At 45.6% G+C, this 11,603-nt stretch carries 13 protein-coding genes; 4 read left to right on the forward strand and 9 right to left on the reverse strand.

The window, feature by feature from the left end; translation table 11 throughout:
* Together mobQ and ACNQFG_RS06200 are read right to left on the reverse strand one after the other, a co-directional pair.
* Window positions 1–1,572, reverse strand: coding sequence for a MobQ family relaxase (gene mobQ, locus ACNQFG_RS06195; protein WP_423406553.1), 1,572 nt, complete (start codon window positions 1,570–1,572; stop codon window positions 1–3).
* A 268-nt stretch (window positions 1,573–1,840) separates the two neighbouring features.
* Complete coding sequence (locus ACNQFG_RS06200; RefSeq protein WP_423406350.1) at window positions 1,841–2,188, reverse strand: DUF3847 domain-containing protein; 348 nt, start codon at window positions 2,186–2,188, stop codon at window positions 1,841–1,843.
* A gap of 131 nt (window positions 2,189–2,319) precedes the next feature.
* Between ACNQFG_RS06200 and ACNQFG_RS06205 the strand changes: the two genes are divergently transcribed.
* Genes ACNQFG_RS06205 through ACNQFG_RS06220 form a run of 4 tightly spaced genes read left to right on the forward strand, consistent with a single transcriptional unit; the run spans window position 2,320 to window position 6,137 of the window.
* Window positions 2,320–2,559 (forward strand): hypothetical protein, encoded by a 240-nt coding sequence (locus ACNQFG_RS06205; protein WP_113621363.1) that lies wholly within the window; start codon window positions 2,320–2,322, stop codon window positions 2,557–2,559.
* An 8-nt stretch (window positions 2,560–2,567) separates the two neighbouring features.
* Window positions 2,568–4,487 carry a hypothetical protein gene (locus tag ACNQFG_RS06210; protein WP_423406351.1) on the forward strand — a complete coding sequence of 640 codons (1,920 nt, stop codon included), beginning with the start codon at window positions 2,568–2,570 and terminating at the stop codon, window positions 4,485–4,487.
* Window positions 4,471–5,358, forward strand: coding sequence for a hypothetical protein (locus tag ACNQFG_RS06215; protein ID WP_423406352.1), 888 nt, complete (start codon window positions 4,471–4,473; stop codon window positions 5,356–5,358). The genes ACNQFG_RS06210 and ACNQFG_RS06215 overlap by 17 nt, the downstream gene beginning before the upstream one ends.
* Window positions 5,355–6,137 (forward strand): DUF6339 family protein, encoded by a 783-nt coding sequence (locus ACNQFG_RS06220; RefSeq protein ID WP_113621360.1) that lies wholly within the window; start codon window positions 5,355–5,357, stop codon window positions 6,135–6,137. Before ACNQFG_RS06215 ends, ACNQFG_RS06220 begins: the two co-directional genes overlap by 4 nt.
* Window positions 6,138–6,175: 38 nt before the next feature.
* Here ACNQFG_RS06220 and ACNQFG_RS06225 read toward each other — a convergent pair whose 3' ends face one another.
* From ACNQFG_RS06225 to ACNQFG_RS06255, 7 genes are all read right to left on the reverse strand, one after another.
* Window positions 6,176–7,804, reverse strand: a complete 1,629-nt coding sequence (locus ACNQFG_RS06225; RefSeq protein WP_423406353.1) for a DNA cytosine methyltransferase — start codon at window positions 7,802–7,804, stop codon at window positions 6,176–6,178.
* Window positions 7,801–7,986 carry a hypothetical protein gene (locus ACNQFG_RS06230; RefSeq protein WP_113621358.1) on the reverse strand — a complete coding sequence of 62 codons (186 nt, stop codon included), beginning with the start codon at window positions 7,984–7,986 and terminating at the stop codon, window positions 7,801–7,803. The genes ACNQFG_RS06225 and ACNQFG_RS06230 overlap by 4 nt, the downstream gene beginning before the upstream one ends.
* Before the next feature lie 172 nt (window positions 7,987–8,158).
* Window positions 8,159–8,356 carry a hypothetical protein gene (locus ACNQFG_RS06235; protein ID WP_423406554.1) on the reverse strand — a complete coding sequence of 66 codons (198 nt, stop codon included), beginning with the start codon at window positions 8,354–8,356 and terminating at the stop codon, window positions 8,159–8,161.
* Window positions 8,349–8,666, reverse strand: coding sequence for a hypothetical protein (locus ACNQFG_RS06240; RefSeq protein ID WP_316539497.1), 318 nt, complete (start codon window positions 8,664–8,666; stop codon window positions 8,349–8,351). The genes ACNQFG_RS06235 and ACNQFG_RS06240 overlap by 8 nt, the downstream gene beginning before the upstream one ends.
* A gap of 92 nt (window positions 8,667–8,758) precedes the next feature.
* The gene (locus ACNQFG_RS06245; RefSeq protein WP_249241699.1) at window positions 8,759–9,058 is read right to left on the reverse strand and encodes a hypothetical protein; all 300 of its coding nucleotides are present in this window, start codon (window positions 9,056–9,058) and stop codon (window positions 8,759–8,761) included.
* Between the two features lie 13 nt (window positions 9,059–9,071).
* Window positions 9,072–9,461: a TnpV protein gene (locus tag ACNQFG_RS06250; protein WP_423406354.1), complete on the reverse strand. Its 390-nt coding sequence runs from the start codon at window positions 9,459–9,461 to the stop codon at window positions 9,072–9,074.
* Complete coding sequence (locus ACNQFG_RS06255; RefSeq protein ID WP_423406355.1) at window positions 9,458–11,554, reverse strand: recombinase family protein; 2,097 nt, start codon at window positions 11,552–11,554, stop codon at window positions 9,458–9,460. Before ACNQFG_RS06255 ends, ACNQFG_RS06250 begins: the two co-directional genes overlap by 4 nt.
* Between the last annotated feature and the right edge of the window lie 49 nt (window positions 11,555–11,603).

Consider the following 11,603-nt stretch of genomic DNA (forward strand, 5'->3'; position numbering starts at 1 on the left):
TTAAAGCTCCTGTGTGTGATTTTTCGTTTCCGTTTTCTTTGTGGTCTGCGTTGCCTTGACTTCTTCCAGCTTTTTCAGCACCGATTCTTTTTCCGAGGTCTTGCCGCCCGGTGCAGAAAGCTGCTGCTTATTCAGCACCATGTCAATATACTTGCGGATATTTTTCAGGGCAAAGACGTCCGGTTGCAAGGTTTCCAGTTTGGTGCGCAGCTCTGCGCTGCTGGATTGCAGCGCAGAAAATTCGGCATCCAATGCCGAAAAGTCCACCGCGGTGCTGCCGTTCAGCTTCATCAGGGTGCGGACGGCTTTATTAAAGGTGTCCAGCTCCTCTTTGTGCTGGGCGGCATAAGCGTCCTTGGTCAGCTTGAAGTTCCTCTTGATAAAGGTGTCGTGGATAGGTTTCAGCTTGGCATGGACGGCAGCAGCGTCCTTGATCTGAGCGATTGCCCGTATACGGTTTTCGTTCTGCTTCAACTGCCCGCGGAGAGGAGCGGTGGTCTGGTTCAAATGTGAGATGGCGGTGTCCAAATCCTCGATGGTGTTCAGAGAATGGGCTTTCAAATAGTCCACCGCCTGTTTGACTTCCTCAAAGTCTCGGACAGTGCATTTCAGTTTTGCCTTGCCAGACCAATCGCTGCGCTGCTCATTGCGGAGATTGAAGTAGTCCACCAGCAGGTCGGACAGTGTGGGTTCCTTCGCCTTTTCCAGAGCGTCCAGAAGAAGCTGCTTCTTTTCGTTCAGGTCTGCGATCCAGCGTTGCAGACCACGAATTGCACTGCGGATGGACTGCATCAGGCTGTTGGCGGCTCGAATATCCCGGTTCAGATTGCCGAGAAAGGTTTCCACCCCGCGCTTTTCCATCTGGTGTGCAGCGGGGCCGAGATGCACGGTCGGTATCTGCTGGATGCCCTGTCGCTCAAAGGAGCGCAGGTCAACACGTTCCGGTCTGCCCGCTACTTCCAGATAGCGGTTGGTGATGGTCTCCCAGCCATGCCGCCAGACCTCAGCGTACTTCTGGTCGTTCCAGTCCACGGTGTTTTCCTTGTGGCACTTCCAGTTCCCAGAAGGGAGCTGGATGCGCTCACCGTTCTCGTCAAGGTCGTACACCTTTCTGGCTTTCGGGAGCCACTTGCCGTGTTCGTCCATTGCCCGGATGGTCAGTAGAATGTGGGCGTGTGGGTTTCCATCTCCCTTGTCGTGGATGGCAAAATCGGCAATCATGCCCTTGGAAACAAACTGCTCGTTGCAAAATTCTTTGAGCATGGGAAGATATTGTTCCTTCGGCACCTCTACCGGGAACGCCAGCACGATGCGCCGGGCAAGCTGGGAGTTCCACTGGTTCTCCACGGCTTCCACGGCGTTCCAGAGCGTTGCACGGTCTGCAAATCCGGGTGGTGCATGGGACGGCAGCATGACTTCGGCGTGGACAAGTTCTTTCTTCTTGTTGTAGAATTTCGTTTTCTGGTCGTACTCGCTGAACAGCCGTTCGCCGCTCTGATAAGCGGCCCCGGCAACAGCGGACTGCCCTTGGCTGCGCTTGACGATGGTGATTTTGAAATGCGGACACGGAATAGGCATCACCCCCAAACAAAAAGACCGCCCAGCAAGATTGCTCTTGTGAACGGTCTGGAATCGTATTCGGTTGTGCTCGCCGCCTTGGACCGGAGTGCCATGCGCTTCGGTCTTAGGCGGGAGCCGCAAAAGGATAGCTGCAAAGCAGCGCAAGGAAAATGCAGTTTTCCTTGGGATGGAATCGGGCTGGCGCACAAACGCCAGCTTCGATTTCATCAAGCCGTCTGCAAGACCACAATTTCACCGGAACGGTGTATAATTGCGCCCTTTATTCTAAAGGGTTTTGGACGTTGTTGCGTTCGTGAACATCATGCACCATCTTTGCAAGTGTCAGCACGACTTCAGGCTGGTGGAACGAGATTTTCAGCAGTTCCATCACCTGATCGTCGGTCAATTCTCCCGGACAGATCAGAAAACTTTCCAGCATTCCGGCACGGGTGCAAAGACGATGCACACGCTCTCTCCGATTCAGTTCCGACATCTGGCGTTCAAGGATTTTCTCCCGGTGCTGGCAAGAGCGCAGCTTCTGCTCTGCTTTGGCTTTTTCGCTGCGGAGGTAGGCAAGATTGGTTTTCGGTTGGGTCATGGCATCACGCTCCTTTTGTTTTTGACGCATATTGGCTTCTTTTTCTTCTTTGTGGGCCGCCAAATGGCAATATTTTTGTAATATTATAAAAATATTGCCAAAATATTATTGACTTTATAGTTCTATGGGCCTATACTTGGTGATAGAAGGAGGGCATTCTTATGAAGAGCAAAGCGGAAGAAAGCAAGCACGAAAAGTTTGTTCGTCTTGCAGAAGCAAGAACCAACAAGATAATCGACACCCTTCAACTGCTTGGGAATTGTGCTAACACATCCTTCTATGAATACACTCAAGATGATGTAGATCAAATTTTTCAAGCGATTGAGATTGAAGTAAGAGAAGCGAAACGAAAATTCAACAAAACGGATGCTGAAAAGTCGCCTCGTTTCACTTTAAGATAAGGAGGGGCATGATGTTTAATTTGTCTCCAAAATGGAATTTCCCATCTAACAACCACAGCCAAATCATTGGCATTGCGGATTCCGGTGTTGAGATGTTCAAGGGAACGCCTATCAAATCTCTTGCTCGTGAAATTTGCCAAAATTCGTTGGATGCTCGGCTCGACAATGCTCATCCAGCTAGACTCGAATTCGAAACATTCACAATCAATCCGAAGACTATTCCGGATTCTTCTAATTTGGAAGATGCCTTTGAACGATCTCGCGACTTCTGGAAAATTCAGGATTCCACGCAAGCGAGAAATTTTTTCAAACGTGCCTTAAAAGACATGAATGCCAACACCATCAAATGCCTTCGAATCAGCGATTTTAACACCTCTGGTTTGACAGGTTCACGTGATGAATATAATTCACCATGGTGTAATTTGACAAAATCTTCTGGTGCTTCTAATAAGTCCGGTAGTAATGGCGGCTCGTTTGGTATTGGAAAATTCGCACCATTTGCCTGCTCAAGTCTTCGTACAGTTTTTTATAGCACCTATGACGTAGATAATATCTCCGCCTCTCAAGGCGTTGCAAGACTGACCACTTTTAAAAATAAAAAGAAAGAAACAACTCAGGGAATTGGTTTTTATGGATGTGACAAGAACTCTCCGATGTATAACCAATACTCCTTGAATCCTAATTATACCAGACCTGAAAAATGTACCGGTACTGACATCTTTATTGCTGGATTCACTGGCGAAACGGGTTGGGAGCATCAAATGGTAGCGTCCATTCTGGATGGATTCTTATATGCGATTTATACCGGTTCGCTAGTTGTAGATGTTGATGGCATAACCATCAACAAAGAAACGCTTCCGGATTTGATGGATTCCCATAAGGAATATTTCAAGGAACACGCTGACGAGTACTATCGTGTGTTGACCGACAATGAAAACGCACGTTCTTTTACGCTTGAACTTAAGGATGATCCTGCAACGAGTGGAACCCTGACACTCCGGTTGATGATTGAACCTACATTCAACCGTCGAGTCGCTATGATTCGTCAGACCGGTATGAAAATTAAGGATAAGGGCAACATAAATGGTATTGTTCCCTTTGCGGGAACCTTGCTCATCGAAGGCGATGCCATCAATTCGTATCTGAGAAACCTTGAAAATCCACAACATCTTGCATGGGAAAAAGAGCGAGCGGATAATAAAGCTCAATATAATCAGCTAATGAAAACAATGCTCAAATTCATGAAGGATTCGTTGAATTCGATGAAGGATGAGATTGCAGAAGAGGAACTCGATCCGTCTGTTGGTGAATATCTGTCGGCAAACGATGCTGAGGACGCTGCTAATCAGGAACGAGCCGAATCCATCACTGATGAAATCAAGGAGATAAAGGTTCGTGTAGTTGAGGCACCGCCCAAACCCTCGGATGCAAATATCCCTGACAACAAACAAACCATGGTTGACGCTCCTGACGATGAAGATGGTGATGCCACTGTAACCGACCTTCCCGGTGAAGGCGGTAGTGGAAGTACTGGAAATGGTGGCGGCGGTGGAAACGGCGGCGGGAGCAATCCCGGGAATGGTGGCGGAAAAACTCCTGTTGAGCATCATAAAAAGTTCATTTCAATCTCCGCAGCACGTATTCGCAACGTCCTGCGTGATAAGGCTACAGGACAGTATACTATCGTTTTCACTCCTATGATTTCTGCACAAAACGGTATTATGGACGTCTTCATGTCCGCCGAATCGCAGAATTACGAAGCTTCCATCGTCAGTGCAACCTGTGCTAGCTGCCCTGATTTGAAGATTTCAAATAATAGAATCTCTAATCTTGTATTCACTGCCAACCAGCCTTTGCGCATCGACATACAGTTGGATTATCATGACTACTGCTCCATGGAGGTGAAAGCTTATGGAAATCAAGTATAAACTTTATCCTTATCCGGTACTTTCATCGTATTCAGATGACTATAAAAACGGCAGTTTTGATGCGACTATTGATGTTGTACGCGATGGCTATAATTATCGTTTGGACTTTCTTGCAACGCTGACATGCCAAAGTTTATTAGAGCGCATCAAGAATGGCGACGCAAAGTATGTCTACCATCTTGAATGTGCGCAAACCGGGTTCCGTACTGTTATTCAGACAGATCAATTAAGTGAGACATATACGCTTTTCAGCCAAACTGTGAATGGAAAACTTCAAATTTGCCCGTTTGTGGTGGCCGTTAAAGACTTAAATGGCTATAGCAGTTCGGATTTTCATGACGACTACCAAGGTGAAGTTTTTGACATTGAGGCAGGCTGTGTTTTGGCGGTTGGAAAGATGGTGGTTTTGGACATCACAAAAAACACTGATGACATTGCAAATACACCGTCTATTTTTAGTATCACGCGAAATCCCGACACTAGTTGTCATCAGATGCTTGTCGATATGTCGCAGCGAAAGATCATGATAAAACTTCCTTGGGATGACTTTACCAATTACAGTGCCCTTCAGTCTCTTCCTGAGGCTCAATCCATATTAAATTCGTTGACCGTTGTCCCTGCGCTTGTGTATGTTCTAGGACAACTACGGGCGCAAAGTCCCGATGAACGTAACGAAAACAATTCGGATACATTGTGGTATAAGGTTCTTTCAAAAACTCTTTCAACAAAATTCGATTGTGAGATTGAATCCACACAATTTGATGCGCTGAATTTTATGGAACTAGCTCAAAAATTAGTCAACGACCCGTTAAGTGATGCTTTCAAATTTTTAGTTAATAGTCCCACATCATCGGGAGGTGAAGATGAATGAAGTTGCAATTTGTGTGTTATGATAATATCGATGTAATTAAAAGCAACCTCGATAGCTGGGTGAACAAATTCAAGCAGCCATCGTCTGATTGGCTTTCTGAGGAGCTAAATCAGCCTCTCTTCTCCGATACCAAGTTCAAAGAAATCAAAGATTTTTCGCTCGATATGTCAGCTGATCCAAAGAAGGCATTTCTTACAGAAGCGGAAAATGCAATCCGGGTCTATAGTAATTTGAAGTTTTTGACCGATTCACAGGCTTCGGATGAGCGGCTTTGGGCTGGACTTTGTTTGGGACCCTTCTGGACGTATGTTCAATACCGTTGGGGAATCGACCAAAAGTGTACTGTTAGTGCAGTAAAAGATCACTTCTTTTTCGGACAGAAGGCTGGACGTCGTTCTCTTACCCGAAATGCGCTGTCCCGGTTGTGGTGGATTGGACGGCTGACATACGATGAAAAAAGAAAAGACCCTTGGGAATTGACAAAGTTCATCTGTGAAAGTTCCGATTACATCATGCACGCACTGGAACGTAATACATCTAACAATCCGGCCATTATTCGTCCGTTTCTGAGTGCTATAATTGATGTCAGAAAATCCGGAAGAGAAATTAACACAGACCAGTTCGGACTTCTTGCAAAGTACCTGAATCTTCTCGGAGGAATCTATATTTTGGATTGCCTGCCAGAAGAAAGAATCTACGAGAAAATCCATGCAAAGGCATTGGAAATCTCCACACCGTCTTCTCCCAAGCAGGAAGTTCCGTCAACAGAGGTTCAATAAAGAAAGCGGGTTGCTCTATGACAGGGCAACCCGCTTTTTTATTGAACCTGATCTAGGATACTGATAATACTCTCTGCTACTGCCTTAGCAAGAAAAGGCGGAACCGCATTTCCAACTTGCTGATACTGGGAATCTTTCGTTCCTTCAAAAATAAACGAATCGGGGAATGTTTGAAGCCTTGCAGCCTCTCGTATTGATATGGCTCGATCAAGTTCAGGATGAATCCACATGGATTTCCGAACATTGACTACCGTTCCGGAGGGCTCATCATATTTCAAACGCATATAAATCGTATTTTGGGTTCGTTCTGCATTGCTATAGGTGGTTTTTAATTCGGGGGAAAGATCGTGGAAGTTTTCTCCCGCCTTTAGTGCTTTGAATCGAGACAGTGCAGTTTCTCTCGTTGCAGTTGTTATGTGGTTATGTAAACATCTTCCTCTCAGTTCTTTTTCCAAACCTTGCGCTTCTGGATGCGGCGGAAGAGTGAAATAGGAATCCGTTACTTCTTTTCCCGGTTCAATGTCCTGAATATCAGAAATCGCATCCCGAACAGTTCGATAAGACCCCTCGGTGAAGGTAGTTTCAGGATAAGTATATTCAATATTCAGATCTTTTTTCAGACCAACCATGATAAAACGTTCTCTTCGCTGCGGCGCACCAAAACTGATTGCATTAAGCGTGTCACATTTTAATGTATAGTTGTATGGCTCATTTTCAAGTATACCCTGTAAATAATCTAGCACCGAGTAAGATTTAACTGTAGCATACAGCCCGCCATCTTTTTCAACATAATCGAAAACGTGGATATTATTATCACTTAATTCTTTGACCTTAAGCAGTGCTCTTTGAATCAAGAGTGAATCTCTGATAGCTTGAATCACTCTATCAAATGATTCTTCCCGCTTTTCCTTATTCTCAATGTAATTCAAAATCTGAATTGCCATGAAGGAATCTTTTTGCTGGATTCGATTTGAAGATTCTGTTCCATTAAAGCCGCGGAACAGTTCTTGTAGTTGCGGAACCAGCTTCTTTTCATATTTTGTCAACGAAAGATCGAATTTGGGCTGGTTTATTCTATATCGATAGAGTAGATTTATCGTCTTGTAAAAAGTCTCTGCCCACGCATATTGAACACCATTCGGCGCAAACAAAATTAACTCTCGTGATCCCTCAAAATTCATGTTTTGCGGAAGTATTTCGATGTTATCTTCTCGAAGGGGCAGATTTAGAATTTTAGCATTGGTCATGTCATTTTCTTCAAGAAAGAATCGATGAACCTGAGATTTCAGCATCGCAACATTTTCCATGACAAATGCTGTTGGTTGCAACTCACAAATAGCGCGCACATATTCTTTGACTAGGCGATTATTCATACTGATTATCGTCGAATGTTGCCTATTAGCGTTAGAAAAGCCCTGACAAGGCGGGCCGCCGATAACGATGTCTACCTGTCCAACGGCTTCTTTTAACTCGTTATAGTCAATAGTTCTCACATCAGGGTACAATCTCTTTACTTCTGCAAAGTTACGCTTGTAGGTTTTTCGTGCATTGGGATTGTTTTCGGCAGCAGCCACAATGTTGATTTTCCCGGTTTGCTTGAACCCAAGACTTAGACCACCAGCTCCGGAAAACAAATCAATTATATTGTATGTTTTGATAGTAATCACTCGCTTTCTGGAGACTCTTCAATAGAAATCTCTCCGTTTTTTCGTTCGTATTCTGCAACATATTTCTTTAAAATATTTTCAATTTGTGCTCTGTACGAACGATCATTGTCCTTTGCTAGTTTTTTTATTTTTTTCTCTAGGACATCATCAATCCGAAGAGGATAAGGGGCCTTTTGCTTCATATAAGATGTACCTTTCTATCTTTTTTACATCTAAAGCTCTTCTGTGCTAGTATAGCAGCCTTGAAAACATTTTGCAAGATTATTCGTTAAGATTTATGTATACCCTCCAAATACTTTGCAGTATAAAAGTCATCTGAAGGGCATTTTGCAACATTATGCTATAATCAAAAAACTACTTGGGCTTAATTTCCACGAGATCGCTCCTGACCTGATACGTCACCCCACCCGCTTCGCCCCTTGCCTTCCGCTGGCACACCTCCGGGTGCTGCGTTGCAAGGGCATCAAGCTGTTTCTGCAAGTCAGGATTCAGCGTGAACACGCTGTAAGTCCCGTCCTCGCTGGCGTAGATCATGGTCTCCAGCTTAAACATCGTCAATCAGTTCTCCCTCCTCGGATTTGTCAAAGATGGTCGGTCCCCAGTCCTCGTCCTCCTCGATGTCCTGCATCAGGAGCAGCATGTTGGTGTAGCACTCCATCTCAGCACGGACAAAGTAGAACATCTGGTCGTACCAGTCTGCCAACGTTTCGTCCTCCAGCTTCCGGCAGAAGTCATACACCAGTTTGTTCTGATTGGGGTCAACCGTCAGCCCGGCAATCTCGTACAGCCGCTTGCGTGTCAGTTCCAGATCGGCGCAGCCATAGGTATAGAGCAGCTTCTTTTCTTCAAACGTCAGTTTCATAGGCTTGTTCCTCCGTATTAAAAAAGGGCCTGCCCTGTGCAGACCCGATGTAGCAAAAAGACCGCCGTGCGTTGTGCAGGGCGGTCTTGAACTCAGGATTGGAGAAAATCTCGGAGTTCCTCAGCGAAAAAGGAGATTTTGGCGATAGCTGCTATCGCTATGTAAGGCAGGACGAAAACCACAAATGCGGTAATCAGCATTTTCAGGACTTCGCCGCCGTCTGCCAGCTTCATGACCCAGCTTGCAAGCGCCACGAAAAAAAACAGTCCCGCCAGCAGATTCGTCAGGATCGTGGAGAAGGTCGTAAGGAAGATGCCCACCCACTGCGCCAGAATCAGCAGCAGAAGCAGCGGAAAAAGGGCAAGTTTCAGCATCCATTTCAGCACAGCCATCGTGGGCACCTCCTTATACAAAAATCAGCTCAGACTTGATGATCTCCTCGGCACGGTTGCGGATGCTGTTCATTCGGCGCACCCATTCCAGTTGATCGGCGGCTTTCAGTGCTTCGGTCACGCCCTCAGCTTCCTGCATCTGCCGGACGGTCAATGCAAGCTGCTCCTCGGTCTGTTTGTCCAGCTTGGCAAGGTAGCTATCCAGCTCCCCGGACAGGAGCAGTTGATTGTACCGGACGGGATGATGTTCTTTCAGATACCTGTTATGTAAGCGGCCCCACCGCCCGGTGGGGTGCTGCTCTGTCGGGGCTGCTACAGTCAGATTCGGCAGATAGTAGCCGTTGACCATAGTGTAATCCAGACCGTTGTTGCTGTCGTGGAGCGTGTTCTTTAAGGTAGTCATGCTGCATTATCCTCCTTTGGTTTCGGCGTTGGGGTTGCTTCTGGGTCTGGTTTTAGATTTCCTTTTTTCTTGTGATAGAATTCCAAGGTTTTCTTGTTGTGGTTGATTCTTCTGCACTCATCGGAACAAAATTCCTGCTGGCTGTGTGTAGGCCAGTAGGAGTGACCGCACACGGCACAGGTGCGCTGCCGGTAGTAGTGAGTTCCTCTCTCGGCTTCTCTAGCCGCTTCCTTTTGCTCCTGTCTTGCCTGATTCCAGCAGTCTCTTGAACAGAAAAGCTGTCGGTTGCTCGTAGGTGTAAACATCTTCCCGCAGTGCGGGCACGTTTTGGTTTTAATGATCTCGCCACCGTTTTCAGCGATTTTCTTTGCCTTTCGCTTTTCTCGGTAGGCTTTTTCACGTTTGCGCTGCTTTTCCATGTGCTGCCGTTCTTCCTGCTCCTTCTGCGCTTTCAGTTCGGCAAGTTCTTCCTCGGTATAAGCAATATCGACTTGGCCGACATAGTTGAAATAAATGTCAACCTTTTGTGTGCGGGCATTGCCTGCACCCTCGGCTTCATAAACAACGATTTTATCGACAAGTTCGTTAAACATTGAATCGGAGATTTCTGTTGGATTTTTGCACTTACGAATCAGCGAAATGAAATGTTGAATATCAACAGAACTTGATTTATCTTCGGCAATTTCGGATTTCATCGTTTCCATCTGCGATTCCAATTCCGCTTGCTCGCTATCATACTGTGTCATCAGCTGCTTGTACTGTCGTTCGGGCAATAGTCCAGACATAAGATTTTCGTACAGACTACGAATAAGGGCAGAAAGCTCATCATAGCGTTTTTGACAACGTTTCAATTCCGATTGGTTCTGCTTCGGCTTTTCTTCACGTTTCTCTTTCCAAAGTGATTGCAGTTCCAAAGCGAAGGTTTCTTCATCTTTTAGAACAAATCTCGAAAAGCGTTTGACCGATGCCAATATCAGGGCTTCAACATTATCGGCACTGATTGAATGGGCAGTACAGCCATTCACCCGACTTGCATATCCACCACAACGATAAGAATATTGAGTAGACCCATCCTTTTTACTGTAGTGTGTTTGCAAGGTCAATCTTCTGCCGCAGTCGGCACAATACAGATACCCGCTTAAACGGTTGGTGTGCGTTCTCCAAGCAGAAGCACGATTCACTCGGCATCTGCGTTTCTGAACACTATCCCAAAGTTCTTGCGATATAATCGGTTCATGCGTGTTCTGGAAAACGTACTGTTCATCTTCATCTGTTTCTTTTCTCTTGTGAAGTTTGAAATTTGTGCTTACAGATTTTCGTAAAACAGTGTGTCCCAGATATTCCTGCCGACCTAAAATTGTTCTTACGGAGGAGGTGCCCCACAGGTACGGATTGGAGAACTTTGTCCCATTGTACTGCTCCGGGTGATATTTCTTTGCGTATGCAGCAGGAATCAGGACTTTTTCCTCTGTCAACAGTTCTGCGATTGTCCGTGGGCTTTTTCCTGCGTTCGCAAGAAGAAAAATGCGCTTTACGACTTCGGATGCCACCGGATCAACAACAAGTGTCTGCTTGTCGTTCGGCAAACGGTTATATCCATACGGAATAGAGCCGCTGCAACGTTTTCCATCCTTCATCCGGGCATCGAACACAGCCTTGATTTTATTACTCGTGTCTTTGGCATACCATTCGTTCATAATGTTCAAAAACGGAGCAAAATCATTGTCTGAAGCATTGTTGCTGTCGATGCTGTTGTTGATTGCAAGGAATCGGACGTTTTTCTGTGGGAACAGAACTTCTGTATAAAAACCGACTTGCAGATAATTTCGTCCTAAGCGGCTCATATCCTTCACAATAAGCGTTTCGACATTTCCTGCTTCTACCTCTTTTATTAGAGATTGAAAGCCGGGACGATTGAAATTCACACCTGAAAAGCCATCATCTGTAAAATGGTGGATGTTCTTGAAGCCGTTCTTTTGGGCGTAATCTTCCAGATATTTCTTTTGGTTGGTGATGGAATTCGATTCACCAGCAAGATCATCATCTCTTGACAAACGCTCATAGAGTGCGGTGATTTTTGGCTTTTTAGGCATTTGTTCTACCTCCTTTCTTATGGAATCTTTCAATTTAGGACAATCACGT

Source organism: Faecalibacterium prausnitzii (genome assembly GCF_049532945.1).
Classification (GTDB): Bacteria; Bacillota; Clostridia; order Oscillospirales; family Ruminococcaceae; genus Faecalibacterium; species Faecalibacterium prausnitzii_N.

Coding starts and splice junctions, on each gene's coding strand:
- ACNQFG_RS06210 (WP_423406351.1), top strand. CDS start 2,568: ATGATGTTTAATTTGTCTCCAAAATGGAATTTCCCATCTAACAACCAC.
- ACNQFG_RS06240 (WP_316539497.1), bottom strand. CDS start 8,666: ATGAAACTGACGTTTGAAGAAAAGAAGCTGCTCTATACCTATGGCTGC.
- ACNQFG_RS06245 (WP_249241699.1), bottom strand. CDS start 9,058: ATGGCTGTGCTGAAATGGATGCTGAAACTTGCCCTTTTTCCGCTGCTT.
- ACNQFG_RS06200 (WP_423406350.1), bottom strand. CDS start 2,188: ATGCGTCAAAAACAAAAGGAGCGTGATGCCATGACCCAACCGAAAACC.
- ACNQFG_RS06235 (WP_423406554.1), bottom strand. CDS start 8,356: ATGTTTAAGCTGGAGACCATGATCTACGCCAGCGAGGACGGGACTTAC.
- ACNQFG_RS06230 (WP_113621358.1), bottom strand. CDS start 7,986: ATGAAGCAAAAGGCCCCTTATCCTCTTCGGATTGATGATGTCCTAGAG.
- ACNQFG_RS06205 (WP_113621363.1), top strand. CDS start 2,320: ATGAAGAGCAAAGCGGAAGAAAGCAAGCACGAAAAGTTTGTTCGTCTT.
- ACNQFG_RS06255 (WP_423406355.1), bottom strand. CDS start 11,554: ATGCCTAAAAAGCCAAAAATCACCGCACTCTATGAGCGTTTGTCAAGA.
- ACNQFG_RS06215 (WP_423406352.1), top strand. CDS start 4,471: ATGGAAATCAAGTATAAACTTTATCCTTATCCGGTACTTTCATCGTAT.
- ACNQFG_RS06250 (WP_423406354.1), bottom strand. CDS start 9,461: ATGACTACCTTAAAGAACACGCTCCACGACAGCAACAACGGTCTGGAT.
- ACNQFG_RS06220 (WP_113621360.1), top strand. CDS start 5,355: ATGAAGTTGCAATTTGTGTGTTATGATAATATCGATGTAATTAAAAGC.